Raw genomic sequence first — 22,957 nt, 5'->3', positions numbered from 1 at the left:
ATGGCTCGCGAACCCCTTCTCACCGCCCGCGGTCTCGTCAAGCGTTATGGCCGCGTGACCGCGCTCGACAATGCCGATTTCGACCTCTATCCGGGTGAAATCCTCGCCGTCATCGGCGATAACGGCGCCGGCAAATCCTCGCTGATCAAGGCGATATCGGGCGCCGTCACCCCTGACGAGGGGGTGATCACGCTGGAAGGCCAGCAGGTGCAGTTCCGCTCGCCGATGGAGGCGCGTGACGCCGGCATCGAGACCGTCTATCAGAATCTCGCGTTGTCGCCGGCGCTGTCGATCGCCGACAACATGTTCCTCGGCCGCGAGATCCGCAAACCCGGCGTGCTCGGTTCGATGTTCCGCATGCTCGACCGGCCGGCCATGGAAAAGCTGGCGCGCAACAAGCTGTCCGAACTCGGCCTGATGACCATCCAGAACATCAACCAGGCGGTGGAAACGCTCTCCGGCGGTCAGCGCCAGGGTGTTGCGGTCGCCCGCGCCGCCGCCTTCGGCTCGAAGGTCATCATCATGGACGAACCGACGGCGGCCCTTGGCGTCAAGGAAAGCCGCCGCGTGCTGGAGCTGATCCTCGATGTGCGGGCCCGCGGCCTGCCGATCGTGCTGATCTCCCACAACATGCCGCATGTCTTCGAGGTGGCCGACCGGATCCACATCCACCGCCTCGGCCGGCGGCTGACGGTGATCGATCCGAAGGAATACACCATGTCCGACGCCGTCGCCTTCATGACCGGCGCCAAGGCGGTGCCGACGGAGCCCGTCGCCGCATGAATGCACGCATCGATGAAATCGCCGGCGAGGTGCTTGACCGCGCCGGCCATTCCAAGCGTTTCCTGGTCGCCATTGCCGGACCGCCGGGTGCCGGCAAATCGACCATGGCCGGCAATCTGGCGGAAGCGCTGAAGGCCAGGGGCGAAAGTGCCGTAGTCCTGCCGATGGATGGCTTCCACATGGACAACGCCATCCTGATCGAACGCGGCCTTCTGGCGCGCAAGGGGATCCCCGAAACCTTCGATGTCCGCGGTTTCCTCGATATCATCCGCGCCGTCAGGCTGGCCGATCAGGAGGTCCTGGTGCCGGTCTTCGACCGCTCGCGTGAACTTGCCATTGCCTCGGCTCGCCCCGTTTCCCCCGATCACCGCTTCATCATCGTCGAGGGCAATTATCTGCTCTTTTCGCTGGGAAAATGGGCCGAACTCGAAGGCATCTTCGACTTTTCGATCATGCTGGCGCCGCCGATCGAGGTGCTCGAAGAGCGGCTCTGGGCGCGCTGGCGCGGTTACAACCTCACCGAGGAGGCCGCCAACGCCAAGGTCTACGGCAACGACTTGCCGAACGGCCGGCTGATCCTCGAAAACCGCCGCCCGGCCGATGTGACGCTGGAGATCGCGCTGGCGTGATGTCGCGGCGATTGTTTTCATGTAAAAGATAGTGCTATCGAGGCCGCAGACGCATCGCTTCGGAGGCCTGCCATGCAATCGATCACCATCCGCCGTCCTGATGACTGGCACCTGCATCTGCGCGACGGCGCCATGTTGGAAGGCGTGATCGCCGATACGAGCCGCACCTTCGCCCGCGCCATCATCATGCCCAATCTCGTGCCGCCGGTTGTCACGTCAGCTGACGCCAAGGCCTATCGCGAGCGCATCCTCAAGGCCCTGCCGGAAGGCCATCGCTTCCAGCCGCTGATGACGCTTTATCTCACCGAACATACCAGCCCCAATGACGTCGAGGAGGGGAGGAACAGCGGCCTCATCACCGCCGTCAAGCTTTACCCCGCCGGCGCCACGACCAATTCGCATGGCGGAGTGCGCGACATGGAAAAGGCGATGCCGGTGCTGGAGCGCATGGCAAAGATCGGCCTGCCGCTCTGCGTCCATGGCGAGGTGACGACGCCTGACGTCGATATCTTCGACCGCGAGGCCGTCTTCATCGAGACCGTGCTCGATCCGCTGCGGCAGCGCCTGCCGGACCTGAAGGTGACGATGGAGCATGTGACGACATCCGATGGCGTCGATTACATCAAGGCGGCCAACGGCAATCTGGCCGGCTCGATCACCACCCACCATCTGATCATCAACCGCAATGCCATCCTCGTCGGCGGCATCCGCCCGCATTATTACTGCCTGCCCGTCGCCAAGCGCGAAAACCACCGGCTGGCTCTGCGTGCGGCGGCCGTCAGCGGTGACGCCCGCTTCTTCCTCGGCACGGATTCCGCCCCGCATGTCGATCCGCTGAAGGAATGCGCCTGCGGCTGCGCCGGCATCTACACCTCGGTCAATACGATGAGCTGCCTCGCCCATGTCTTCGAACAGGAGGGCGCCCTGGAGCGGCTCGAAGCCTTCGTGTCGCTGAACGGACCGGCTTGGTACGGGCTGCAGCCGAACGAAGACCGCATCACCCTGTCGCGGCAGGCCGACCCGATCATCTTTCCCGCCAAGATAGAAACCGGCGCAGGCCCGGTGACGGTGTTCGATCCGATGTTTCCCCTGCACTGGCAGGTGGTCCAGCAAGCGTAAGCTCGCAGAATTCAATTTTAAATAGATTTTTTGTCCTAAATCCCGGCGTAACGTTAAACGCGTAACATTTGTATTGTGCAATGCATCATTTGTTAACGGATGCATAAGACATTCCTCAGCACCGACCCCATGAGCTGCCGAGATCATCCGGCGCGGCTGCAGTCGCGGAGGCTGAAAAGCATGATGCTTGACTATAACTCCCTCTTGCTGGCGCTCGGCGTTTCGGCGGCCTGCCTCGCGGTGACGCTGATGGGCAGCTGGCTTGTCCGCCGGGCGGAAACCGTGCTGCTCACCGCCACCGTAGGCCTGGTCCTCGTCGTCAGCGGCATTTTCGTTTATAGCGCCTATGTGACGACACCTGAGAAATGGTTTGGCGTCGGCAACTTCGTGCTGTTTCATACCGGTTTCGCCACCATATGGGGTGCGGGCAGACAGTTCCTCACTGGCCACCTGTCCATCCGAGCCATTGCGATCCGCGCGCTTGCGGCGATGATCTTTTCCGTGGTGCCGATGTTATCGGGATATGACGGCCTGGCTTTCATCGCCGACAACCTCGCCATCGCTTTGCTCTCTCTTTGCCACCGCCCGGCAATACTGGCTCGCCCGGGCGGAAGCGCCGGCGCCGCTCCTCGGCATCACAGCGCTTTATACGTTGACGGCGATCTCTTTCGTGCTTTGCGCCGCCGTGCTGATATCAGACGGCAAGCTGGTGCTGGGCCACGCCCCCAGCAACTGGGCCGAAGATCTGAGCCTTGCCGTCTGCATCGCCGGCATGACCGGGATCGGCGCGCTGTCGCTGGCGCTGCATCAATGGCGGCTCGCTGCCCGCCATCGTCTCGATGCGATCACCGATCCGCTGACCGGCCTGCTCAACCGCCGCGCCCTCTTCGATCAATATGGCACGCGCCCGATGGGAATGACCACCGCCGTCATCGTCTTCGATATCGACCATTTCAAATCCGTCAACGATCGCTTCGGCCATGCCGCCGGCGACCGCGTGCTCAATATCTTCGCCGGCGAACTTTCGGCCCATTGCCGCGTCGGCGACACCGCTGCCCGGCTCGGCGGCGAGGAATTCGTACTGGTGCTGAAGGAGATCATGCCCGGCCGGGCGGAACTGACGGCCGAGCGCATCCGCCGGGCGTTCGAGGCGCGCGAGATCCATATCGACGACGAGGTGCTGACATGCACGGTCAGCATCGGCGTCGCCCCCGGCCGTTCGAAGAGCTTGGATTTCGACGCAATGCTGAGTGCCGCCGACAAGGCTCTCTACGTCGCGAAGCGCGCCGGCCGCAACCGGGTCGAACTTGCTAGTTACCTCACGGCGGTTCCCGTCGAGGCAACGCGCACCGCGTCTTGATTCCTGACCGACCCTCTCATATTATCGCCTCGGCCGGATGCGGCCAGCCGCCCCGCGACGCTTCTGCGTTATGGTGAATGCATCCAGACAACATCCTTCACATCCCTTGCCGTTTGGCGATCGATGGCGAACGGGTCAGCAGACGCGGGCACTGATCTTCCTGTTTGCCGCCAACGGAAGGATGACATCATGCGCGATTTTCGCGATGCCAAGCTCATGGCAAAGACATTGCGGCAGGCCTTGCCGACCGCGATATTTCGCTGACCCACAGCGAGACGCTCGAAATCGTCGCCCGGCAGTTCGGGCTCGATCAATGGAATATCCTCTCGGCGAAGATAGAAGAGGCGGGCACCTCCCGCTCCGCGATCGGCATCGAGCCACCAATGCCGATCTTCCGCATCTTCTCGGTCGAAAAGGCAATGGAATTCTATTGCGGCTTCCTCGGCTTCCATCTCGATTGGGAGCACCGCTTCGGCGAAAACTTCCCGCTCTATTGCCAGGTCTCGCGCGACGGCATGGCGTTGCATCTGAGCGAACATTCCGGCGACGCCAGCCCCGGCGCCAAGGCCTTCGTCCGCGTCGCCAATGTGCGGGCCTATCACGCCGAACTCTCAGGCAAGGACTACCGCTACATGAAGCCCGGCGTCGAGGAAGCGCCGTGGGGACTGGAGATGACAGTCACCGACCCCTTCAGCAACCGCATCGCCTTTTGCGAACAGACGTAGACCTATGGGATGACTGGGGTCACCGCTTGGCTCCCTCTTCTCCCCAGCGGGGAGAAGGTGGCCCGAAGGGTCGGATGAGGGGGCCGCGCGGCACATCTTATATGTTGCCCTTCGCTTACGCTCAGAGCATTCGCGGCTTTGCCGCTCACCCCTCAACCGCCTGCCGGCACCGACCGGGGTCGAGCCCTGGGTCTCGACCTGTCCTTCGGACCCCCGCGGGGAGAAGAGGCGTGTAGCAGCATCGTGCCGTTTCTTCTTAGCCAGAGCAAGATGTTTCGAGCGAAGTTGCTAGCTGCTTCTCCAGCTGTCCGGTCTAGAAGGCGGCCAGCCACGGCACTCTCCAACGTACCTCATCCTGAGGTGCGCAGCCCGCAGGGCGAAGCCTCGAAGGACACGCCGCAACGCTGCTTCTTGCATAGATCCGGCGCCGGAACGCCCGCCTCGTCCTTCGAGGCCCCTTGCGGGGCACCTCAGGATGAGGCTCTCTTGAATGCCGGCGCCCCGGGGCGGTTGGCGTGGGACGGTGCCATGAGGTCGCGGGGCATGCCTGCCGAGAGGAACAAAATGAAATACCTTCCAGCCTTCGTTCTAACGCTTCTGTCGATTGTCTTCGGATGGTTATTCTATGAAAGGTACTGGAAGTTCCGAGATTGCATATCGCAGGCCCTATCCAGTTGCCTCACTCCCGACGGTGACAACCTGACGCAAGGCGGTTCTCTGTGGGCGGGTTTGGCAGGCTTGTTCTTGCTGCTCGCGGTGATCTCCGCCTGGCGCGCTTTCCGGAGCCGGGATGCTGCCAAATAAGCTGGAGCGGCCAGCTCTTCCGCTTGCTTCTCAACTGATCATCAACGCCCGCACGAAGGCCACCGAGGCAAGCAGCGAGGCGATGGTCCGCACATGGTTCCACCACGTCCAGTCCCTGAGATAGGTGGTCCAGAGCTGAACCGCTTCCGTCCCGTTGCCGCCGACCTTTGCCAGCGCATCGTTCATCGGCACGTTGAAGATGATGGTCGAGAGGAAGGAGGCGAAAATGTAGAGGGCTGCACCCGCCAGCATCAGAAAGGATGCCCCGCCGCGCCAGTCGATCAGGGCGAGCACGGCGATGACGAGGCAGAGGATCGCCGTCGGCACGAAGAGGCCCATGAAGGGCGAGCGGACGATCGTCAAATTGATCGAGTTCATCGCCGCAATGCCTTGCTCCGCCGGGATGCGCGAGACGGCGGTCATGATGAAGGTCGAGAAGGCGAAGAAGATGCCGGCGACGAGGCCGCTGCCGATCGCCGCCGCCACGAGGGAGAGGGTAAGAAAGATCTGCATGGTCAGGCGCTCCATATTCCGGTTGCCGCGGTCCGGCGGGCATATTCGCTGAAATCGGTGGCGGGACGGCCGAGAATTTCGGCAACGCCGCCCATCACGTTGGAATTGCGGCCATCGAGTACCTGGCCGAAGAGCTCCTCCAGAAGTTCGATCAGGCCCTGCGGCAGGCCGGCCGCCGCAAGTCCGCCGGTGAAATCCGCCATCGACACCTGCTCATATTCGATCACCCGCCCAGTGGCCGCGGCGATCTCGGCGACCGCCTGGCGGAATGTCAGCGCCCGCGGGCCGGTCAGTTCGTAAGTCTTGTTGCGGTGGCGCGGATCGGTCAAGACGGCGACCGTCGCATCGGCGATGTCGTCGGCATCGATGAAAGGTTCGCTGATCTCGCCCGCCGGCAATTGCAGACGGCCAGCGAGGATTTGCTCCAGGAAGGCACCCTCGCTGAAATTCTGGCAGAACCAGGAGGCGCGCAGGATGGTGGTGTTTATGCCGGACGCTTTCAGCGCCGCTTCGCTCCGCTGCGCGCCCTCTTCGCCCCGGCCGGAGAGCAGCACGATATGCTCAGACTGCATTCCACGGCGACCTTGGCGAGCGCTTCGATCGCTTCCGCTGCCCAGGCGACGACAAGGTCCGGCTGGAAGGCGACATAGGCGCGGGATGCGCCCTCAAGCGCGCCGCGCCAGCTCGACCTGTCTTCCCAGTCGAAGGGCCGTGCGCTGGAGCGCGATGCCGCGCGAACGGTGAGGCCGCGCTCTTCCAGGCGCTTGATGATGCGGCCGCCGGTCTTTCCCGATCCACCGACGAGGACGATTTCGGAAGTCTGCATGTCAAAAATCCTTCCAACTTTGAAAACAAGAGAAACTCTCTTATTTGCAAAATGAGATAATCTCTCTTATTCTGTTTGTCAACGTGGAAACGGAGAGAGCATGTCGGAACAGCCGGTCGCAACGCGCAGACGCCAGCAGGAGTCGACCGGCCAGCTGCGCCGCATTCCCAGCCAGCAGCGCAGCCGCGAGCGCTTCGAAAAGATCCTCACTGTGGCCGCCGAGCTGATCGAAAGCCATGGCAGCGACGGCTTGAAGATGAGCGAGATCGTCGAGAAAGCCGGTCTCTCCTTTGGCGCCCTTTACCAATATTTCCCCGACAAGACCTCGATCATCCGCACATTGGCTGAGCGCTTCAACGAAGAGGGCAGGCGGTGCGTCGAAGAGGAACTGGCGAAGGTGACTGACGCTGCGGCCCTGCAGGGAGCGCTCGCCACTATCGTCGACGAATATTACGCCTTCTTCCGCCGCGAGCCTGTCATGCGCGACATCTGGCATGCGACCCATACCGACAAGCTGCTGCAACAGGTCGATGCCGAGGACATGGAATTTCATGCCCAGGCATTTCTCGCCGTGCTTATTCGTCTATGGCCGGATCGCGACCGCAAGGAGCTGCTCGCGATCGCCCGGCTGACGATGCAGCTGCTTGCCGCCGCCGTGCGTTATGCCGTTTCGCTGGATGCGGAGGAGGGCGCTCAGGCAATTGCTTTGTTCAAGAAGATGCAGACCGTTGATATCGGCCGCCTGCAGCAGCAATAGCCCGCCTTTCGTCTGGAAACGGCAGGCTCTTGCTGCTATTCCCGCAAGGATCCAAGCCGAAGGAGAGCCGCATGATCCAGACCACGTTTCCCGACCGCGCCGTGATGGCCGAATTGCTGGCCAAGATGCTTTGGGAGATCAAGGCGGTGCATTTCAATGCCGCCCAGCCCTATAAACTCTCTTCCGGCATGGCGAGCCCTGTTTATATCGATTGCCGCAAGCTGCTCTCCTTCCCGCGCATTCGTTCGACGGTGATGGATTTCGCCGCCAGCACCCTGCTGCGCGATGCCGGCTTCGAGCAGTTCGATTGCATCGCCGGCGGCGAGACCGCCGGCATTCCCTTCGCCGCCCTGCTGGCCGATCGTCTCGGCCTGCCGATGATCTATGTCCGCAAGCAGCCGAAGGGCCATGGCCGCAATGCCCAGATCGAAGGCAATATGCCGGAAGGGTCGCGCGTGCTGGTCATTGAGGACCTGACGACGGCAGGCGGCAGCATGTTCAAGTTCATCGATGCCATCCGTGCCGCCGGCGGTATCGTCGATCACGGCATCGCGCTGTTCTTCTACGGTATCTTCGGCGAACAGCGCTTTGCCGACGGCAAGGTCAGGCTGCATCACATCGCCACCTGGCGGAATGTTCTGGCGGTCGCCAAAGCCCAGAAGCTTTTCGACGACAAGACGCTGTCGGAGGTCGAGGCCTTCCTCGATGCGCCGCTCGCTTGGTCGGGAAGGAATGGCGGGGTTAGTGAGCTTTCGCTCTAACCAGTTGACAAAAGCTCGCTTAATCGGTTGATGAACGCGGAAGTCCTGTTGGGAGGAATACGATGATTTTGTGTTGCGGCGAAGCCTTGATCGACATGCTGCCGAGAGATACCACCCTCGGCGAAAAGGGCTTTGCGCCCTATGCCGGCGGCGCGATCTTCAACACCGCAATCGCGCTCGGTCGCCTCGGCATCCCCACGGCCTTCTTCACCGGCATTGCCGATGACATGATGGGCGAAATTCTGCTCGAGACGCTGAAGGCGAGCAATGTCGATTACAGCCCATGCGCCATCACGCCGCGTCCCTCGACCATCGCCTTCGTCAAGCTGGTCAACGGCCAGGCGACCTATGCCTTCTACGACGAGGGCACGGCCGGCCGGATGATCACCACGGCCGACCTGCCGGATCTCGGCGATGATTGCGAAGCGCTGCATTTCGGCGCGATCAGCCTGATCCCCAGCCCCTGCGGCGAAACCTACGAAGCCCTGCTCGACCGCGAAGCCGCAAGCCGCGTCATCTCGCTCGATCCGAATATTCGCCCGGGTTTCATCAAGGACAAGCCGTCGCATATGGCCCGCATCAAGCGCATGGCCGCGAAGGCCGACATCGTCAAATTCTCCGACGAGGATCTCGAATGGTTCGGCCTGCAGGGCGACCATGATGCGCTCGCCACTCACTGGCTGAACCACGGCGCCAAGCTCGTCGTCATCACCAAGGGCGCGGAAGGCGCTTCCGGTTATACCAAGGAACGCAAGGTAACGGTGCCGAGTGAGCGCGTCACCGTCGTCGACACGGTCGGCGCCGGCGATACCTTCGATGCCGGCATCCTGGCATCGCTGAAGATGGATAATCTGCTGACCAAACGCCAAGTCGCCTCGCTGGATGAGCAGGCGCTGCGCAACGCCCTGACCCTCGGCGCCAAAGCCGCCGCCGTCACCGTCTCCCGCGCCGGCGCCAATCCACCCTGGGCGCGCGAGATTGGGCTTTAAGGCTCGAGCAAGCCTCCGCCCCTCATCCGCCTGCCGGCACCTTCTCCCCGTAAAACACGGGGCGAAGGGGATGTGCCGCGCCCTCTCCGTTCCCCTTGACGTCACGTATGGCACGTCCCCTCTCCCCGTTCTTCACGGGGAGAGGGTTAGGGTGAGGGGCAAATCTCGAACGCTTATTTCGCGGGCTTCGCCGGCACCAATCCGCCCCGGGTGCGCGCCTGGCTTTCCTTCTTGATCGGCCGACCGACCGGGCAGACCTCCTGCACGAAGCCGTTGAGCGTGTTGACGAGATTGTTTTCGATCAGGGAATAGTGGACGAACTGGCCCTGTTTCTCTCGTCCGATCAGACCCGCAGCTTCGAGGATGGAAAGATGCTGCGAAACGGCTGGCTTGGACATGCTGAAGCGGTCAGCGATTTCGCCAGCGGTCAGACCCGATGCCGAGAGATAGGCGAGGATCTTCCGGCGCGGCGCGCTGGAAAGCGCGTGGAATACCCGCTGGGCGGCGCTGACGGAGCGGCCTTCTACGGCGTCATCGAAAGTCTCTCCGTCCAAGTCCGGTCTCCGTGCCAGCGGCATCATCGCATCGATCCGTTAATCAATTAAGCAATTAATGCATTGCTTAATTGCTAGCTCGTGCAAAGTAATTAGGTAATTTCCTAAATAATGAATTGGTAGGCGATGTTCAAGTAGAGAATGCGCCCGATGGGAAGGAGTTTGTCATGAGCAGTATTTCCACTGGACGAATGATCGACAATGGGAGCGATCCGGTGAAGGGCAGAGTGGTCTGGATGCCCGCAAAGTCGATCTGGATCATCGCCATGACGTTGATTGCCGTCATCGGTGGCCCACTGACCTTCACCTGGAGCGCCTTTATCGTCTTTATCCTCCTGACCGCCATCACGATCTGCCTTGGTCATTCGGTCGGTATGCACCGGCTGCTGATCCATCGCTCATTCAGCACTCATATCTGGATCGAGCACTTTCTCGTCTATCTCGGTACGCTGGTCGGCATGGCCGGCCCCTTCGGTATGATCTACGCGCACGACATTCGCGACTGGGCGCAACGGCAGCGAGACTGCCATGACCTCTATGACCATCGGCGGCCTTTCTTCATCGATGCCTTCTGGCAGATGCATTGCATCGTGGCGCTGGACCATCCGCCGCGTTTCGTCCTCGAAGAGCGCGAGCGGCGCGACCGCTTCTATCGTTTCTTGGAGGCGACATGGATGGCGCAGCAGATTCCCTTGGGACTCGCGCTCTTTGCGCTCGGCGGACTGCCATGGGTGGTTTGGGGTATTGCCGTGCGGGTATCGGTGTCGCTGACCGGACACTGGCTGGTCGGTCATTTCGCGCATCGGAGCGGCCATCAGAGCTGGAGTGTCGATGACGTCGCGGTACAGGGCTATAACCTGCCACGTTTCGGGCTGGTGACCTTTGGCGAGAGCTTCCATGGCAACCATCACGCCTTTCCGGATTCGGCGCGGCTCGGCATCGAGCCGGGGCAGCTGGATCTCGGTTGGTATTTCATCCGGCTGCTGGCAAGGCTCGGTCTGGCTTCGGCGATCAAGCTCCCACACACGATCGTGCAAAGGCGAGGGTTGAGACGCGCCAACGCAGCTGAAACGGCGGGTGACGGTCATCCGCCGCATCTTCCCTCGGATCCGAAGGACGGGTCGATACCGATCGATCAGGAGACTATCCAGGGTCACGCTCCGAGCGAAGTTCGGGAGCAGGCACCAGATCCCCCAAGAAGTTTTTGCACCAAAGTGAGACGTCGTGAGACAGCAGATGCTCCATCATCATGCTCCAGCGGTCGCGGCGCTCCTCCAGCGACATGGAAAGGCCCCGGGCGATGGCATTGGCAGTGCCTTCGACATCGTAAGGATTGACCAGCAGCGCGCCCTTTAACTCTCGAGCCGCACCGGCGAAGCGCGACAGCACCAATACGCCCGGGCGATCGGGATCCTGGGCGGCGACATATTCCTTGGCGACGAGATTCATACCGTCGCGCAATGGCGTGACCAGCCCGATCGTCGCCAGCCGGTAGAGGCCGGCGAGCACGTTGCGGCTGATCGATCGGTTGACATAACGGATAGGCACCCAGTCGACCGTTCCGATGGCACCGTTCACGCGGCCGGCTTGTTCGGCAACCATCTTCTGCATATGCTCGTATTCCGGAACTTCCGATCGCGATTTCGGCGTGACCTGCAGATAGGTGACCTTGTTCTGGTAGCCAGGATTGCTGGTGAGGAAGCGTTCGAACGCTTCCAGCCGCTGAATGATGCCCTTTGAATAATCGAGGCGGTCGACCCCGATGATCATGTCCCGGCCTTCAATGCTGCGCCGGGTCTTCTGCACCATGATATTGTTTGCGGCTCTCTCGGCGAATTCGGCGAAACCGGCAGTTTCGATTCCGATCGGATAGGCGCCGGCCTTGAATATCCGCCCATGGGAATCGAACAATCCATTTCCGAGGTCGTCGCCAATTCCCTCCCTTTTGAGATAACCGGCAAAGTTCTGGAGGTCGTAGTCGGTCTGGAAGCCGACGAGATCGTAATGCGAGAGCCCGCGCATGATTTCCTCATGGACGGGCATCGTGACGAGAATGTCGGCCGGCGGCCAGGGGATGTGCAGGAAAAAGCCGATCCGGTTTTTCAGCCCCATCTGGCGCAGTTCGGCCGCCAGCGGGATGAGGTGGTAATCATGAACCCAGATGATGTCGTCCGGCTCGATCATCGGCGCCAACCTGTGTGCGAAGAAGCGGTTGACGCGGAAATAGCCGGCCATTTCCTTACGGCCATATTCGGCGAGGTCCAGTCGATAATGGCAGATGGGCCAGAGAACACGGTTTGCAAAACCGCGATAATATTCCTCGACGTCGGTGTCGGTGAGATCGGTCAGCGCATAGGTGATGTTGCCTTTCTGCAGTTGTGACAGCGGGCCAGGCTCCCTGTCCCCGCTCGATTCTCCCGACCATCCCATCCAGATGCCGCCACGCTCCTGCAGGGCTGCCTGCAGCGCAACGGCCAGACCGCCGGCAGCGGCGCTCCCATCTTTGGCGGGCATGGGAACACGATTTGAAACGACGACAAGACGGCTCATGAGCTTCCTTTAAAGGAGATGAGACATGAAAACGCTGCGTGACGAGCGTCTTGAGACATCTCCTGAACTTGGGCAGGGACCATGCAGTGAAGGCGCCGACATCGACGAGCCGACCCGGACGCGAGCGGCCCAAGGGGAACAACGAACGGAGCATCTTCTGCACAGATTTTGCTTGAATCTAGGGCGATTCCCTCGAATTGAAAGAATTCATTCTACAATTTTTGATTAGAAGAACGTTCAATCCGGTTTCGCTTAACGAAGCCCATCGTGCGGGTGCATCAGGCCCGCTGATATTAGTTCATCATTTGCGGCGCAATGACGATATTGGCGGCAGTCAGCACTGGGCGCGCTGCCGGCACTTCTCCCCGTTCTGACGGGGAGAAGGGAATATGCCGTGACCTCTCCGTTCCTCACTCGCCTCTCGCAGGGCACGTCCCCTCTCCCCGTCAGAACGGGGAGAGGGCTAGGGTGAAGGGCAATCTCGAGCGCTTACTTCGCAAGCTTCGCCAGTGCCGCAACCAGGCCCTGCGTCGAGGAGTCATGCGATGCTGCACTTTTCTTGCCTTCGACGACCGGCAGCAGGCCCGTCGCCAGTTCCTTGCCGAGCTCGACGCCCCACTGGTCGAAGGAGTTGATGCGGAAGAGCACGCCTTCGACGAAGACGCGGTGTTCGTAAAGCGCGATCAGCCGGCCGAGCGCATAAGGGGTCAGCTTGTCATAGACGAAGGTGATCGACGGACGGTTGCCATTGAAGACGCGGTGCGGCGCGATGAAATCGGCCTTTTTGTCGTCCATGCCTTTGTCGGTCAGCTGCTTCTTGGCTTCTGCGAAGGTGCGTCCCTTCATCAGCGCTTCCGACTGGGCGAGAACGTTGGAGATCAAGAGCTGGTGCTGGTGGCGCAGCTCCGGCTCGAAGGCGTTGGCGGCGATCATGAACTCGGCCGGGATGATGCTCGTGCCCTGATGGATGAGCTGGTAGAAGGCGTGCTGGCCGTTGGTGCCGGGCTCGCCCCAGACGACAGGGCCGGAATTGCCTTCGACCGGCGTGCCGTCGATGGTGACGCCCTTGCCGTTCGACTCCATGTCCAGCTGTTGCAGATAGGCCGGGAAGCGCGACAGGCGCTGGTCGTAGGGCAGGATGGCGCGCGTGGGGTAGCCGAGCACATTGCGATGGTAGAAGCCGATCAGGCCGAGCAGCATCGGCAGGTTTTCGGTAACCGGTGCCTTACGGAAATGATTGTCGACGGCGTGGGCGCCGTCGAGGAACTTGCCGAAATTCTCCGGCCCGACGGCGATCATCAGCGGCAGGCCGATCGCCGACCAGATCGAATAGCGGCCGCCGACCCAGTCCCAGAAGCCGAAGACGCGGGCGCTGTCGATGCCGAAGGCGGCAACCTTGTCGAGCGCCGTCGAGACGGCGGCGAAATGGTGCTGCACGGCCGCTTCGCCAAGCGCCTTGGCGATGAAATTGCGCGCCGTCTGCGCATTGGTCATCGTCTCGATGGTGGTGAAGGTCTTCGAGGCAACGATGAATAGCGTCGTTTCCGGCTGCACCAGCTTCAGGATGTCGGCGATGTGGGCGCCGTCGATGTTGGAGACGAAATGGGCGCGCGGACCGTCATGGAAGGGAGCAAGCGCCAGCGTCGCCATCACAGGCCCGAGGTCCGAGCCGCCGATGCCGATATTGACGACATCGGTGATCGCCTTGCCGGTCGCGCCCTTCAGCGCGCCGGAGCGAACGCCGTCGGCAAACTTGCCCATGGCGGCAAGCACGGAATTGACGTCGGGCATGACGTCCTTGCCGTCGACCAGCACCGGCGTGTTGGAGCGGTTGCGCAGCGCGGTGTGCAGAACGGCGCGATCCTCGGTGAAGTTGATCGCCTTGCCGGAGAACATTTCCTCGCGCTTCTTCTCGACGCCGCCGTCTTCGGCGAGCTTCACCAAGAGCTTGAGGATGTCGTCATTCACCGCCGTCTTGGAAAAATCCATCAGCAGGTCGTCGAGCGAAACGGAAAAGCGCGAAAAGCGCTGCGAATCGGCGGCGAAGGCGGCACGGATATCGGTTGCCTTGGTGGCATCAGCGGTGCTTTTCAGCTGTTCGACGATGGCGTTCATGGGAAGCTCCTTTGGAGGCGGAAAGGTTGCGGAAACTATTCGCTTTCTCACCCGCAAATCAAGTTCAGCCACCTGCCGAAATAGAAAAAAGCCACCCGGCAAGCGGATGGCCGATTCAGGAAGGCTCTTATTCGTCAAATCGTCAAATTCAGCCGCGCAAGTCCTTGCGCATAATCTTGCCGACCGGCGACTTCGGCAGCTCGGTGCGGAATTCGATGAAGCGCGGGCGTTTGTAGTTGGTGAGGTTGGCGATGCAATGGGCCTTCACCTCGGCTTCCGTCAGGTTCGGATCCTTCCTGACCACGAAGAGCTTCACCGCCTCGCCCGAATGTCCGTCCGGCACGCCGATGGCCGCGGCTTCGAGGATGCCGGCATGCATGGCGGCGACTTCCTCTATCTCGTTCGGATAGACATTGAAGCCCGAGACCAGGATCATGTCCTTCTTGCGGTCGACGATCTTGGTGTAGCCGCGTTCGTCCATGAAACCCATGTCGCCCGTGCGGAAGTAGCCGTCGTCGGTCATCGCCCGCGCCGTCTCTTCCGGCTTCTGCCAATAGCCGGCCATCACCTGCGGCCCGCGGATGCAGATCTCGCCGACGTCGCCGAGCGGCAGCGAATTGCCTGCTTCGTCGCGGATGTCGAGGTCGGTGGAGGGAAGCGGCAGGCCGATCGTGCCGGTGAACTCAGGCGAATCGAAGCGGTTGGCAGTGGCAACAGGCGATGTCTCGGAAAGGCCGTAGCCTTCCGTCACTGCCGTGCCCGTCATCTTCAGCCAGCGTTCGGCGACCGGGCGCTGGACGGCCATGCCGCCACCCAGCGACATGATCAGCGAGGAGAAGTCGAGCTTGGCAAAATCGGCATTGTTCATCAGCGCATTGAACAGCGTGTTGAGGCCGGGGAAGATATGCACCTTCGATTTTTCGAATTCCTTGACGAGACCGGGAATGTCGCGCGGATTGGCGATCAGGATATTGTGGGCGCCAAGCGACATGCCCATCAGCGAATTCACCGTCAGCGCAAAGATGTGGTAGAGCGGCAGGGCGCAGAGGAAATTCAGCACCTCCGGCTCTTTCTTGCGCTCGAAGGCCGATCGAAGCCAGAGCGACAGCTGCAGCTTGTTGGCGAGCAGGTTTTCATGCGTCAGCACCGCGCCCTTGGCAACGCCCGTCGTGCCGCCGGTATATTGCAGGAAGGCGACATCGCTGCCCGTCAGCGTGACCGGCTGGAGCTTTTTTCCCGCACCTTCACGCAGCACCTGGCCGAAGCTCCTGTGCTGAGGGATCGACCAGGAGGGAACGAGCTTCTTCACCTTGCGCACGACGAAATTGACGATCAGCCCCTTCGGCCCCAGCATTTCCCCGAGCGAGGTGACGACGACATGGCGCAGATCGGTCTTGTTGAGGACCTGCTCCACGGTACGGGCGAAATTCTCCAGCACGAAGATCGCCTTGGCGCCGGAATCCCGCAACTGGTGTTCGAGTTCGCGCGGCGTATAGAGCGGGTTGACGTTCACGACGACGAGGCCGGCGCGCAGGATGGCGTAGGTCGCGATCGGGTTCTGCAGCACGTTCGGCATCATCACGGCGACGCGGTCGCCCTTCTGAAGGCCGGTGCTTTGCAGCCAGGCGGCAACCTTGCGCGTCTGGCTCTCCAGCTCGCGGTAGCGCATCGCCTTGCCCATGCTGGAAAAGGCGGTCCGGTCGGCGTAACGGGCGCAGGATTTTTCGAGCAGTTCTGTAAGCGAGGCATATTCCAGCGGCGGAATCTCTGCCGGAACGATATCGGGATAGGCGGCAAGCCAGGGCTTGTCGGGCTTCGCTCCGTTCGGATGGACGGAAATGCTGTTCATCGTATCCTCTCTCCCTTGCGGCCGCCGCGCCGGCCGCGCCGGTAATCGGCTGGCCCACAATTGACTGGAAGAGTCCTCCATCTTCCAGTCCAGCAGCTTATGCCATTGCCTGAACGGTTCAAGCCGAATGAAGCTATACTAACCTTGACGTAAACGTCAACATTTGCCCATCGCGGGATCATGGGAAGGATGGGAACTTTGAGTCCGCCATGACGTTCATCTTGCATACCCATCATGAGGAAACACCAAAAGGAGGTGCACAATGTTGAACGAGGATACTGACGCCACCCGCCGTGACCCGAATGTCAAGGACACGCATTCGCTGATCGCCAGCGACCGCGTCGAGGGCACTCGCGTCTATGGTCCGGATGGCAGGCATATCGGCTCGATCGAACGCCTGATCATCGGAAAGCGCGACGGCCGCGTCGCCTATGCCGTGCTGAGCTTCGGCGGCTTCCTGGGCATCGGTCACGATCACTACCCGCTTCCCTGGGAAAAGCTGAACTACGACACCCAGCTGGACGGCTATCGCATCGACCTGACCAAGGAGCAGATCGAAGGCGCCCCGAGCTATTCGGACGATGACGACACCTGGTACAACGACAATGGCCGCCGGGTCTATGATTACTACGGCGTGCCGCCCTACTGGATGTAACGTCGTCCGATAGGCCGAGCTGGAAGGGCCCCGCGGATGCGGGGCCTTTTTAGTGTTTGGCGACGAGATCGTTGGCCGAGCGCAATACGGTGCCGACGACAATGTCGTCTGCCCTGATCGCCTTTGCCGTCTTGACCACAAACACATGGCTCTCGCCCGGCAGCAGCGTCACCAGCATCGTGTCGACGGCGGCATCCGGATCCAGCCGGTCGGCCATCAGGCAAAGATCCTTGAGGAAATTTTGCGCCGTCACCTCGATCTGATACCCGCCGTCGATCCCGACGACATCGACCGTCAGCCGCGGTGCTGGTAAGGCAAGCTCGATATCCTCGACGAAATAGTGGTAGGCGCGCCTGTCCAGCATCTCAACGACGATGACTTCGTCATTCGGTACTTCGGGCATGACGATATCCTCGGGCAGCGGAAATTCCTTTGCCTCGAAGCGGTCGCACAGCAGGCGCCAGAATTCGAATTCGGCAAGCACGGTGCCGTCGAGCTTCATGCGTTTGCCGCTGATCTTCGCCCGCCAGAACAGCGTTCGTTCATCGACCGCAACCGCCGCAAGTCCGCCGCCGCGCGGCTGTATCGTCAGCAGGCGCGGATCATAGGCGGCCTTCAGCGCATACCAGAGCGGCTTGCGGCGCCCGGCCGAATCGAGTGCCGCCCACGAGGTGACCGGCCAGCAATCGTTGAACTGCCAGACCACCGCGCCCTTGCAGATTTCCCGATGCGAGCGCATGTGCTCGACGCCGAAGCGGATGGCGCGCGCCTGGTTGAGCTGGGTGGCGAAGTGCCAGTCGTCCATCGACTTGGGCTCCTGCAGATGGCCGGACAGGCCGCGGATCAGCTTGTCATTGCCCTCTGTCGCCTTCTGATGGTGGAAGACGCCGTTCGATTGCGGTGTCAGCGGCGCGTCGTGCACGCTCTCTTCGATCGTCGCCCAGACGGCCGGCGCCTGCCAGCCGAATTCGGAGCAGAAGCGCGGGATATAGTTGCGGTAGACCTCGTAGCCGACATCGTTCCACACGTCCCAGATATGTTTGCAGCCATGTGCGTCGGCATTGGGTTCGATTTCCATCGAGCCGGAATAGGGACTGCCGGGATAATAGGGCCGGTCCGGATCGAGTTCGGCTGAGAGTTTCGGCAGCAGGTCGAGATAATAACCGAGCCCCCAGCTTTCGCCCGCCTTGATGATCGGCCGCCAGCCCCATTCGTCGAAGCCCCAGATGTTCTCGTTATTGCCGTTCCAAAGGACGAGCGAAGCATGCGGCATCAGCCGCACGACATTGTCGCGCACCTCCGCCTCGACCTCGTTTCTGAGCGGCTCTTCTTCCGGATAGGCGGCGCAGGCAAAGAGGAAATCCTGCCAGACCAGCATGCCGGCGCGGTCGCAGGCCTGATAGAACTCGTCGGTCTCGAAGATGCCGCCGCCCCAGACGCGCAGCATGTGGATATTGGCGGCTTTCGCCTCCTCGATCCGCGCGGCATAACGCTCGGCCGTCACTCGCGGGGGAAAACAATCGTCAGGAATCCAGTTTGCCCCGCAGATGAAGAGCGGCACGTCATTGATGACGAAGGTGAAGGCCGAGCCGTGCTCGTCGGCTGCGGTATCGAGCCGCAGCGAGCGGAAACCGAGTTCGCGCTCGTGAGCGTCGAGCAGATCGTCGCTGGCGTCGTCGGTCAGCCTCAGCGTCATTGGATAGAGCGGCTGCGCGCCAAGATGGTGCGGCCACCAGAGCTGCGGCGAGGGGAGGGAAAGTTCGAGGGAAACCGCTTCTTCGTCAGGTCCAATCGCCACTGTCTTGGTCACGCCGCCGATTTCGGCAACGAGCCTCAACGGCGTCTTGTCGCCCTGCCGCGCCAGCCGGGCATGCACCTTCACCCGCCCGTCGCCGCCGTCAAGTGTTGCCGACACCCTGGTTTCGGCAAGCCGCGCCCGGTCCCAGCTTTCCAGCCGGACCGGCTTCCAGAGGCCTGCTGTCACCAGCGTCGGCCCCCAGTCCCAGCCGAAATTGCAGGCCATCTTGCGCATCAGATTGCCCGGACCCGGATAGTTGTTGGGACGGTAGCCGTAATGTTTTTCCATCTCCGCGCCATAGGCGTAGGCGGAGCGGAAGATGACCGTGAGTTCGTTGGCGCCGGATTTCAGCAATCCCGAAGCATCGAAACGATAGGTGCGGTGCATGTTGAAGGTACGGCCGATCTCTTCGCCGTTGAGTGATATCACCGCAACCGTATCGAGCCCGTCGAAGACCAGTTCCTGCACCCTGGCATCGTCAAGCATCGCCTCGAAGCTGCAGCGATAGGTCCAGTCGGTCTTGCCGATCCAGTCGTTGGTGATCTCGTTGACGTCGATATAGGGATCGGGGATCAGCCGGTTGGCGAGAAGGTCGAGATGCACGCAGCCCGGCACCGTCGCGGGGATTGCAGCCGGCAGGCCGGGCCTCACTGTATCGTTACAGGAGAGCGTCCAGCCGGAATTGAGCGCAGTCTTTTCGATCATGGCGGGCTCCTGTCATGATGCCGCTTGAAGCTATGGGATTATCTGTGATTGGAACGTATCGGTGGTTCGGCGTCAGATGCCTCAGAGAAACCGGCCGTGGCGCTGCATCACCTCGATCTTGTAGCCATCGGGATCGCTGATGAAGAATAACAGGCCAAAGAGCTTGCCGTCGCGGTTGAGCTCTACCAGTTCACCGGGCTTCAGCCCGAGCTTTGACAGCCGCTCGCGCTCGACCGCCACCTCTTCGACGGAGACGGCGAGATGGCCATAGGCATTGCCGGGATCGTATGGCGCGGTCCGGCCCTTGTTGACGGTCAGTTCCAGCTCGAAGCCGGTCTCGGCATTGCTCATATAGATCAGCGTGAAGGTTTCGAAATCGACGCGGTCGGCGACCGAAAGACCGAATGCCCTCTCGTAGAATTCAACGGAGTGCGCCTCATCGAGAACGCGGATCATGGAGTGGATCATCTTCGCCAAGTCTGCCTCCCATTCCACTACAGCGCCGCGCGTCTTTTTAGACGCGCAAAGGACGCTGTAGCACTTTGAATTGCTGCGGCAGTCTTGGTACCCGTCCTTTTACGCCGCGCGCAAGCCGATTCTTCGCGTAATCGCCGCTTCGACCAGACCCATGGCGTCATAGATCAGCACCGCCATCAGGCCGACGATCAGGCCGCCCTGCAGGATGAAGGCGGTATTGTCGGAGATCAGCCCGGCGATGATGACCTCGCCGAGACCCTTGGCGGCCACCGTCGAGCCGATTGTCGCCGTGCCGATATTGATCACGGTCGCGACCTTCAGCCCCTCGAGGATCAGCGGCAGGGCAAGCGGCAGCTCGACGCGAAACAGCCGCTGCGTACCGTTCATGCCCATGCCGTCGGCAGCATCGAGAACCTGCGGCGAAACCTGCTTCAGCCCGGCGACGGTGTTTTCGAAGATCGGCAGCAGGCCGTAGAGAAAGAGCGCGATCAGCGTCGGCATGGCGCCGAAACCGGTCGCCGGAACCGCGAGCGCCAGTACTGCGACCGGCGGAAAAGTCTGCCCGGCATTGGCGATGGCGCGCGACAGCGGCAGAAAATCGGCCCCGCTTTCCCGCGTCACGAAGATGCCGCCGATAACCGCAAGCACGGCGCTGCAGACGATCGAGCCGATTACCAGCTGCAGATGGCCGGCGGTCAGCGAAGCAAGGCTGTTTTGCGTATAGACGGCGGGCGCATTGTTGCTGGTCAGCGGCACCAGCATGAAGGAAAGCCACTCCGTCCTGAACAGTAGGATGAGCAGCAAAGCCAGCGCCGCCAGGCGGAAGAGATTGGCGACGACGAGCTTCATGCCTTGCGGCCGAGTTCGAGAAGCCGCGTCATCGAGATCGATCCCACAGGCGCCTTTTGCGCATCCTGCACCGCCGCCTCGTCGACCCCCTGCCAGATCATTTCAGCCAGCGCGTCGCGGAGACTGAGCGACTGCGGCAGGGCATAGGCAAGACCGGTCTTGGCCGGCTCCATGCTTTCCTTCAGCGGCAGCAGCGACATCAGCTTCAGCGCCCGGTCGGAGGTGCCGGTCAATTGCTGCACGAAGGGATCGGCGGGTTCGGTGAGGATCTTTTCCGGCGTCGAGCATTGCAGCAGTCTGCCCTCGCTCATCACCGCGATCTGGTTGCCGAGGTGGAAGGCCTCGTCCATGTCGTGGGTGACGAGAATGACCGTCGTGCCGAACTGCTTCTGGATCGCCAAGAGGTCGTCCTGCGCCTTGCCGCGGATGACCGGATCGAGCGCGCCGAACGGCTCGTCCATCAACAGCAGTTCCGGTTCGGCCGCCAGCGCCCGGGCGACGCCGACGCGCTGCTGCTGGCCGCCGGAGAGCTGGTGTGGATATTTATCGGCGAAGCTTGCCGGATCGAGGTTGAAGAGCCCAAGCAATTCCTCGACCCGTTTGGCGATGCGGGCGGAATCCCAATCGAGAAGCTGCGGCACGGTGGCGATATTCTGCGCCACGGTGCGGTGCGGAAAGAGGCCGTGTCCCTGGATCGCATAGCCGATCTTGCGGCGAAGCTCGGTCACCTCAACGTCCATCACATTCTGCCCGCCGACTGAGATTTCTCCCTCGGTGATCGGCACCAGCCGGTTGATCATCCGCATCAGCGTCGATTTGCCGGAGCCCGATGTGCCGACGATGACGGTAATCTCGCCTTTCTCGACATTCATCGAGACGTTGTCGACGACAGTGGCGACGCCATAGCGCTTGGTGACGTTCCTGATCTCGATCATGGTCATGCGGCAGATCCCCGGATGCTTTCGATGACCGCATCGAGGATGACGGCCGATGAGAAGGCGAAGAAGACGGTCGGTACGGCACCGAGCAGGACGAGGTCCATAGCCGTCTGGCCGAGCCCCTGGAAGATGAAGATGCCGAAGCCGCCGCCGCCGATCAGTGCGGCGATCGTCACCATGCCGATCGCCTGCACCAGCACGATGCGGATGCCGGTGAGGATGACGGGAAAGGCGAGCGGCATGTCGATGCCGGCCAGGATCTGTAAGCGTGTCAGCCCCATGCCGGCCGCAGCATCCCGCACCGAGGGATCGACGCCCTGCAGGCCGACGACGGTGTTGGCGACGATCGGCAGCAGCGAGTAGAGCACCAGCGCAATCAAGGCAGGTGCCGTGCCGATGCCGCGAATGCCGATCGCGGCGGCGAGCGGCACATGGGTGGCGAGATAGCCGAGCGGCAGCATCAACAGGCCGAAGAGCGCCAGACTCGGGATTGTCTGGATGAGGCTCAACCCCTGCAGCACGATAGCGCGTAGCTTCGGTACCCAGAAGCAGAGGATGCCGAGCGGCAGGCCGAGAACAATGGCGATGGCAAGCGAGCCGAACGCCAACAGCAGATGCGAGATCGCCTCCGTCTCGAACTGCGGAGCCCGCGTCGAGAATTCCTTCATGATCGAAAGGCTGTCGAGCAGGCCGGAGGAGAGCGAGATGAAGAGCAGCGCCGTATAGGCGGCAAGGGCTGCGATCCGCATCCAGGGCGCCAGACGGATCTTCACCAGCGCATCGGATATGACGAGGCCGATCACCGAAAACAGCACCCAGAAGCCGCCGCCGGGCGTCATCCGCGCCACCGTGCTGCCGGGCGGCGTTGCCGCCGCCGAGACGAGGCCGATCGCAACGATCAGCGCCGCAAGGCAGAGTGTGGCGACGGCAAGCCGCGCGATCGCATGGCGTAGGAACAGCGTGGCGAAGGCGGTGAGAAGGAGAAGCACGGTCAGGATGATGACGGAAGGCTGGGGAAGAAGCTGCATCAGCAGCATCGGCTTGCCGGCGGCGATGCGGTTCGCCTTCACATAGATGAAGGGCATCAGTGCTGTCGCCGCGATGCCGCCGGCCACCAGAACCACGCCGAGCCGGTCCAGCCTGCGCACCGCTAAGGTTTCTTCCATCAAATCAACCCTGTCTGGCCAACATCAGCCCAACC

General features: G+C 61.7%; 17 protein-coding genes and 4 pseudogenes. 10 read left to right on the top strand and 11 right to left on the bottom strand.

Features of this window, described 5'->3' with window-relative positions; translation table 11 throughout:
- The 5 genes and pseudogenes from HFO99_RS31185 to HFO99_RS31165 all read left to right on the top strand — a co-directional run bounded on the left by HFO99_RS31185 (nucleotide 1) and on the right by HFO99_RS31165 (nucleotide 4,616).
- Entirely contained in the window at nucleotides 1–783 is a 783-nt protein-coding gene (locus HFO99_RS31185) for an ATP-binding cassette domain-containing protein (RefSeq protein WP_170279220.1), read from the top strand.
- A complete protein-coding gene (locus HFO99_RS31180) occupies nucleotides 780–1,412 on the top strand; it encodes a nucleoside triphosphate hydrolase (RefSeq protein WP_222365532.1) in 633 nt (210 codons plus the stop codon). Before HFO99_RS31185 ends, HFO99_RS31180 begins: the two co-directional genes overlap by 4 nt.
- Before the next feature lie 72 nt (nucleotides 1,413–1,484).
- Nucleotides 1,485–2,531, top strand: a complete 1,047-nt coding sequence (pyrC, locus tag HFO99_RS31175; protein WP_222332370.1) for a dihydroorotase — start codon at nucleotides 1,485–1,487, stop codon at nucleotides 2,529–2,531.
- 180 nt (nucleotides 2,532–2,711) lie between these two features.
- Nucleotides 2,712–3,891: pseudogene (locus tag HFO99_RS31170) on the top strand (GGDEF domain-containing protein).
- A gap of 189 nt (nucleotides 3,892–4,080) precedes the next feature.
- Nucleotides 4,081–4,616: pseudogene (locus HFO99_RS31165) on the top strand (glyoxalase superfamily protein).
- A gap of 834 nt (nucleotides 4,617–5,450) precedes the next feature.
- Here the strand turns inward: HFO99_RS31165 and HFO99_RS31160 are convergent.
- Nucleotides 5,451–5,948, bottom strand: coding sequence for a DUF1772 domain-containing protein (locus HFO99_RS31160; RefSeq protein WP_222365531.1), 498 nt, complete (start codon nucleotides 5,946–5,948; stop codon nucleotides 5,451–5,453).
- Nucleotides 5,936–6,759 (bottom strand): annotated as a pseudogene (locus HFO99_RS31155) (NmrA family NAD(P)-binding protein). The gene HFO99_RS31160 and the pseudogene HFO99_RS31155 overlap by 13 nt, the downstream one beginning before the upstream one ends.
- A gap of 100 nt (nucleotides 6,760–6,859) precedes the next feature.
- On the opposite strand from HFO99_RS31155, the gene HFO99_RS31150 reads away from it, so the two are divergent.
- The 3 genes from HFO99_RS31150 to HFO99_RS31140 all read left to right on the top strand — a co-directional run bounded on the left by HFO99_RS31150 (nucleotide 6,860) and on the right by HFO99_RS31140 (nucleotide 9,266).
- The gene (locus HFO99_RS31150) at nucleotides 6,860–7,516 is read left to right on the top strand and encodes a TetR/AcrR family transcriptional regulator (RefSeq protein WP_222365530.1); all 657 of its coding nucleotides are present in this window, start codon (nucleotides 6,860–6,862) and stop codon (nucleotides 7,514–7,516) included.
- A gap of 71 nt (nucleotides 7,517–7,587) precedes the next feature.
- Nucleotides 7,588–8,277, top strand: a complete 690-nt coding sequence (locus HFO99_RS31145; RefSeq protein ID WP_003545085.1) for an orotate phosphoribosyltransferase — start codon at nucleotides 7,588–7,590, stop codon at nucleotides 8,275–8,277.
- Between the two features lie 62 nt (nucleotides 8,278–8,339).
- Nucleotides 8,340–9,266 carry a carbohydrate kinase family protein gene (locus tag HFO99_RS31140; protein WP_222365529.1) on the top strand — a complete coding sequence of 309 codons (927 nt, stop codon included), beginning with the start codon at nucleotides 8,340–8,342 and terminating at the stop codon, nucleotides 9,264–9,266.
- A 173-nt stretch (nucleotides 9,267–9,439) separates the two neighbouring features.
- Here the strand turns inward: HFO99_RS31140 and HFO99_RS31135 are convergent, their stop codons facing one another.
- On the bottom strand, nucleotides 9,440–9,820 hold the full coding sequence (locus tag HFO99_RS31135; protein ID WP_222365528.1) for a metalloregulator ArsR/SmtB family transcription factor: 381 nt from the start codon (nucleotides 9,818–9,820) through the stop codon (nucleotides 9,440–9,442).
- 167 nt (nucleotides 9,821–9,987) lie between these two features.
- Here HFO99_RS31135 and HFO99_RS33715 point away from each other — a divergent pair.
- Nucleotides 9,988–10,917, top strand: a pseudogene (locus HFO99_RS33715) (acyl-CoA desaturase); the annotation flags it as partial.
- A gap of 46 nt (nucleotides 10,918–10,963) precedes the next feature.
- Here HFO99_RS33715 and otsA read toward each other — a convergent pair.
- The 3 genes from otsA to HFO99_RS31110 all read right to left on the bottom strand — a co-directional run bounded on the left by otsA (nucleotide 10,964) and on the right by HFO99_RS31110 (nucleotide 16,334).
- Entirely contained in the window at nucleotides 10,964–12,370 is a 1,407-nt protein-coding gene (gene otsA / locus HFO99_RS31120; protein ID WP_222365524.1) for an alpha,alpha-trehalose-phosphate synthase (UDP-forming), read from the bottom strand.
- 489 nt (nucleotides 12,371–12,859) lie between these two features.
- Nucleotides 12,860–14,485 (bottom strand): glucose-6-phosphate isomerase, encoded by a 1,626-nt coding sequence (gene pgi, locus HFO99_RS31115; protein WP_222365522.1) that lies wholly within the window; start codon nucleotides 14,483–14,485, stop codon nucleotides 12,860–12,862.
- A gap of 148 nt (nucleotides 14,486–14,633) precedes the next feature.
- Nucleotides 14,634–16,334 (bottom strand): long-chain fatty acid--CoA ligase, encoded by a 1,701-nt coding sequence (locus tag HFO99_RS31110; RefSeq protein ID WP_222332360.1) that lies wholly within the window; start codon nucleotides 16,332–16,334, stop codon nucleotides 14,634–14,636.
- A gap of 262 nt (nucleotides 16,335–16,596) precedes the next feature.
- Between HFO99_RS31110 and HFO99_RS31105 the strand changes: the two genes are divergently transcribed.
- Entirely contained in the window at nucleotides 16,597–16,989 is a 393-nt protein-coding gene (locus tag HFO99_RS31105; protein ID WP_017958814.1) for a PRC-barrel domain-containing protein, read from the top strand.
- A 49-nt stretch (nucleotides 16,990–17,038) separates the two neighbouring features.
- On the opposite strand, the gene HFO99_RS31100 is transcribed toward HFO99_RS31105, so the two are convergent.
- The 5 genes from HFO99_RS31100 to HFO99_RS31080 all read right to left on the bottom strand — a co-directional run bounded on the left by HFO99_RS31100 (nucleotide 17,039) and on the right by HFO99_RS31080 (nucleotide 22,922).
- Complete coding sequence (locus HFO99_RS31100) at nucleotides 17,039–19,492, bottom strand: glycoside hydrolase family 2 protein (RefSeq protein WP_222365520.1); 2,454 nt, start codon at nucleotides 19,490–19,492, stop codon at nucleotides 17,039–17,041.
- Between the two features lie 81 nt (nucleotides 19,493–19,573).
- Nucleotides 19,574–19,969: a VOC family protein gene (locus tag HFO99_RS31095; RefSeq protein WP_222365518.1), complete on the bottom strand. Its 396-nt coding sequence runs from the start codon at nucleotides 19,967–19,969 to the stop codon at nucleotides 19,574–19,576.
- 99 nt (nucleotides 19,970–20,068) lie between these two features.
- Nucleotides 20,069–20,818 (bottom strand): ABC transporter permease, encoded by a 750-nt coding sequence (locus tag HFO99_RS31090; RefSeq protein ID WP_222332357.1) that lies wholly within the window; start codon nucleotides 20,816–20,818, stop codon nucleotides 20,069–20,071.
- Nucleotides 20,815–21,759: an ABC transporter ATP-binding protein gene (locus HFO99_RS31085; protein ID WP_222332356.1), complete on the bottom strand. Its 945-nt coding sequence runs from the start codon at nucleotides 21,757–21,759 to the stop codon at nucleotides 20,815–20,817. Before HFO99_RS31085 ends, HFO99_RS31090 begins: the two co-directional genes overlap by 4 nt.
- Complete coding sequence (locus tag HFO99_RS31080; protein WP_222365516.1) at nucleotides 21,756–22,922, bottom strand: ABC transporter permease; 1,167 nt, start codon at nucleotides 22,920–22,922, stop codon at nucleotides 21,756–21,758. The genes HFO99_RS31085 and HFO99_RS31080 overlap by 4 nt, the downstream gene beginning before the upstream one ends.
- Nucleotides 22,923–22,957 lie beyond the last annotated feature (35 nt).

Origin of the sequence: Rhizobium leguminosarum, assembly GCF_019798305.1 — a bacterium.
Taxonomy (GTDB): Bacteria; Pseudomonadota; Alphaproteobacteria; order Rhizobiales; family Rhizobiaceae; genus Rhizobium; species Rhizobium leguminosarum_U.
This window is presented reverse-complemented; position numbering and strand designations above follow the sequence as displayed.